Here is a 4,347-nt window from a genome sequence, read left to right on the forward strand (position 1 = left end):
CTTATACATTCACGACAAAAGTGAGTTATAGTGAACTTATATGGTGAGGCGAACTTAAAAGTGACAAAAGTACACTAAAAGGCACTTATGAAAAAAGGCAAGATGGTAAAGGCACAACCTATGCCTGATTTGAATACTGAGTTCAGTATGGAAACGCTGGGGAGCGCTATTCGCTCAAAGCGCACGGATAGAGGCTGGCGTATTGATGATCTCGCTTCAAAAGCCAACTTATCTCGTAGAACAGTCATGAAGATAGAAAAAGGCGATACCAGTGTCACCTTTGCCAATGTACTTGTCCTCATGGATATCTTAGGGCTGTCGTTACGCCTTATCGACTTAAACCTATTTGCTCGTCCACATAGCCAAATAACCTCCCAAGCTGAAAACAGCGTGACAAGCACTGAGGACGGTTGGTATGAGTAAGTTACAACAGTTAGACGTGTTTATCGGTACGAATACCAAAATTGGTCGTTTGATTCTCCCCGTCGGAACAGAAACAGAGTTCTCATTCATCTATGAAGGTGAATGGAAACACACGGGGTTCCCGATTTCACCACACATCCCTTTCGTTGATCAGGCTTCTCCACGTAGTATCGAGAACTATCTCAGAAATCTCCTTCCTGAAGGAGAAGCCTTTGAGGAGATGATACAAAACACCACTATCTCCAAAAGCAACACGTTCGGGCTGATTCGTAAACTTGGTGCGGAAACATCTGGTGCATTATCTTTTCGAGTGCCAGGTTCGGAGCCTCAAGCAACCAGCTTTAGACCTGTACCTAATGAGGAGTTGGTAGACCGATTAGAGCGTAACTTAGCGCCATTGGTTTATTGGGACGGTAAGGTTCGCCTTTCGGTTGCAGGTGTGCAAAACAAGTTAAACGTACTTAAGCGCGGCGATGAATGGGGATTTGGTGAAGGAAAATTAAGTTCCAACTGTATTCTGAAGTTTGAAAGCGGTAAAGCACCGTGTATTGCTGTTAATGAGTTCTTCTGCATGACATTAGCCAAGCTAGCTGGTTTGGACGTCGCTAGTGTTGAGTTAACTCGCATTGGGAAGACGAGGACACTGAGCATAGAGCGGTTCGATCGTGCCTATATCGAGGCTCGTGATGTCGTTCAACGAAAACATGTTATTGATGGCTGTCAGGCGACTGACTTACCTCCAGGTTATAAATACGAGCGTCAGAATGGGGATGACGGCGATGGCGTGTATATGCGCGATGGCGTTTCTTTCCCGCGTCTACTGAGCGTCAAAACCATAGACACGGTAACCACCAACCTAAAACTTACCCAATGGATGCTCTTTAATCTCGCAACGCTAAACTATGATGCTCATGGTAAAAATATTAGCTTCTTCGTCACCCCTAAAGGCCTAGAGCTGACCCCTTTTTATGATTTAGTGAGCATAGAAGCTATTGCTCAAGAGGGAGCAAAGCGCAATTCGCGAAGTGGTAAATTGTCTGCTGATGAGGGGCGAGCCGCCAGTATCCCGCAATATTTTGCAATGTCGATTGGCGATTGGGAAAGTGAAGACTTTCAAAATCCGCCGAAAGGCAACTTCCAACGTCCAATCACCAGCTATGATTTAGCCGAGTTCGGTGCTCTGCTCGGTTATTCAGGCACCAAAATGGCTTCCATAATGGTAGAAACCGTTGGTGCTATAAAAAATGCCCTGAAGGAAGCGGTTGACCTTACCGATGCTCAAGGAATCGACGATGGGGAACGTGAACACATAGAGCTATGTGTGTCACTCATCCAAACAGAGTGTGCATACTTGCTAACGCAAGCCGACGGTGTGCCAGAAATGAGCAAGCTTCTTTAATGGCAAATGCAGAGTAACCAAACTCGACAAGTGCGGCCTGATGATTTTGTCACGATCTCTGGTGATGGCTTAAGTTCCGTATGCATTCCCACGCAGGAGCGTGGGAACGAGTAAAGCGTTCTGTATTCAAAAATCCTGAATATCGCGTAGGTCGGCATAAGCGCCTTCTCGATCGCGCAAGCTGGGTGTGATTTCCGCCGCGCGCCCGTTGCACGGCGCCATCGGACATCAAAGCCAAAGATTAACCTCGATGTTAAATTTGGCGCCAATCGTAACAGGCGCAGTGCAACTGGCGCCCAGGTGGCATAGTGCATCATAGTTGACATCTTACCGGGGCTTGTGTCACCTACGCCAATGGCATCATTTGACGGATTACGGATTACGGAATACCGAATACAGAATACAGAAAGAGCTGAGCCCCGATTCGAACACGATCTGCTCTTTTCTGTACTCTGTAAGCGAAGCGTTCTGTATTCAAAAATCCTGAATATCGCGTAGGTCGGCATAAGCGCCTTCTCGATCGCGCAAGCTGGGTGTGATTTCCGCCGCGCGCCATCCGACATCGTGGATAAAATTGGCGCCAAACGTGACAGGCGCCCAGGTGGCATAGCGCATCATTGTTGACATCTTACCGGGGCTTGTGTCACCTACGCCAATGGCACCATCGATGTATAAATTTTGTCATTGTAGTGGCCAACTAACATTGGCCACGGTGTTAGATCGTGTAAGAACAGAGATCCGTTCAGCAGAATCAGAGTAACCAAACTCGACAAGTGCGGCTTGATGATTTTGTCACGATCTCTGGTGATGGCTTAAGTTCCGTATGCATTCCCACGCAGGAGCGAGGGAACGAGTAAAAGTAACTTAAATTGCACTTATAGATCGTCTTTTATATAACCACTTCAAAAGTGATTTATAGTGAACTTTATTGAGCAACAATTACAGTGGCCGATTGGTCTGATAAGGTCGGCACAGTAGAACGGAGGGGGTCGGGACCATGAGCAAGCTTACWCTGTGCAGCCTGTTTTCCTCGTCTTGCCGTAAGCACGAATAACTGTCACGGATAACACTTTAACGCGCATAAAAGTGTTAATTTATACACTTTTATGCGCGTAAAAATGTTGAAAGCTGCATTTTTTTGCGCATTTTTGTGTAATAAAAAGTCAGTTAGATAGGCACCTAAACGAGGGTAGCTAGATGAAACGATCACTTCTTTTATAGGGCTTTCCAAGTATGACGGGGTCCGAGCGTGTAAGAACAGAGATCCGTTCAGCAGAATCAGAGTAACCAAACTCGACAAGTGCGGCTTGAAGATTTTGTAACGATTTCAGTTCATGGTTCAAATCTCGTATGCATTCCCACGCAGGAGCGTGGGAACGAGTAATAGAGATCCAGGGCAGTAAAGTCACAGTGAAAAAACGCAGCCCTGAGGCTGCGTTTTGTTTATCTCACTCAATGAAACCAAGCCTGTGTTATTGAGTCGGCTCAATGGTCAGTGGCTCCCAGGTTGCCATGGCATTGCCGCCGGCGCCGTATTGGTCTGGGTATGCACGGCCTTTAAGCAGGGTGTAGTACACATCAACAAAGTCATCATCGTTGGTCAGCCAGCCGTCGGGGATGGCTTCGATGATTTTTCCGGTGATTTGCGTGACCACGCCATAGGCTTGCGCTTCCAAGTCGGGGATCGCGGCTAGGATATCACTCGCCACCTCGTTAAGTTTCAGCGCCAGCTCTTTGTAGTTGGTGCCGTCGTCTTGCTCCATTAAGATCACGTCTGCCGCGCCCCAGCGATAACGATCCCAATGGATCATCACTTGGTTGGGGTAATAGGTGGTTTTGTCGTAATCCAAATACGGCATATCGACAATGTCGAGCGTTGGTTCGTCACGGCTTGGGTTCACACCGGTGACAATGGCATACACTTCTGCCGCGCCGGAGATCCACGGTTCTTTATCGTCGGCCAGGCGGATGGTTTTTAGCACTGTGGTGTCAATGGGTTGGGCTGGGGCTTGTGCCATCATGCGTGCACTACGACGCATCCGTGGTGCTGGGTTCTGCTCCGCCAAGGTGCGACGCATCACTTCCAATCCGGCTTTTAATGCCGCTTTGCCGTCCGTATCAATCACTAACACGGGGCGGTCAGGCATTTGATAGACGTCTAGCCAGTGGGTGTTGCCCTCAGTGTCAAAGGCCTCAATCTGGGTCCAGCTTTTTTCATCACCGGCCGGCTCAAAGGCAAACAAAGGCGCTTGGCCGGCTTGCCAACGCGCGAGCATGCTTGGGTCGGCTAAGCGTACTTCGAGCAGTTGGTCGGCGACGTCTTCGACGCCTTGCGCCTCACGCAATGCACGGTCAGCGCTGTGCAGCTGAGTATCCAGGCTGCGTTTACTGCGTGAGCTGTGCGCTTGAGGCTGTGTCAGTGCCGATAAGGGGGCATTTAAGCCATAACTATTAATATTGCGCTGTAGCGTTGGGGCAATTTGCGCATAGTCTTGGCTGAGTTGTTTGGCGGTGTCGCGCTTGAT

4 protein-coding genes are annotated in these 4,347 nt (G+C 48.6%); 2 read left to right on the forward strand and 2 right to left on the reverse strand.

The window, feature by feature from the left end; translation table 11 throughout:
• The first annotated feature begins 87 nt into the window (after window positions 1–87).
• The gene (locus BZG79_RS12275) at window positions 88–423 is read left to right on the forward strand and encodes a helix-turn-helix domain-containing protein (RefSeq protein WP_077774510.1); all 336 of its coding nucleotides are present in this window, start codon (window positions 88–90) and stop codon (window positions 421–423) included.
• Complete coding sequence (locus BZG79_RS12280) at window positions 416–1,822, forward strand: HipA domain-containing protein (protein WP_077774511.1); 1,407 nt, start codon at window positions 416–418, stop codon at window positions 1,820–1,822. The genes BZG79_RS12275 and BZG79_RS12280 overlap by 8 nt, the downstream gene beginning before the upstream one ends.
• Window positions 1,823–2,296: 474 nt before the next feature.
• Here BZG79_RS12280 and BZG79_RS16430 read toward each other — a convergent pair whose 3' ends face one another.
• Together BZG79_RS16430 and BZG79_RS12285 are read right to left on the reverse strand one after the other, a co-directional pair.
• Window positions 2,297–2,440 (reverse strand): hypothetical protein, encoded by a 144-nt coding sequence (locus BZG79_RS16430; RefSeq protein WP_158011396.1) that lies wholly within the window; start codon window positions 2,438–2,440, stop codon window positions 2,297–2,299.
• Between the two features lie 854 nt (window positions 2,441–3,294).
• On the reverse strand, window positions 3,295–4,347 hold a 1,053-nt coding region (locus BZG79_RS12285), incomplete at its 5' end, for a DUF3103 family protein (protein ID WP_108743291.1).

The organism is Salinivibrio sp. MA427, assembly GCF_001996115.1.
GTDB lineage: Bacteria > Pseudomonadota > Gammaproteobacteria > Enterobacterales > Vibrionaceae > Salinivibrio > Salinivibrio costicola.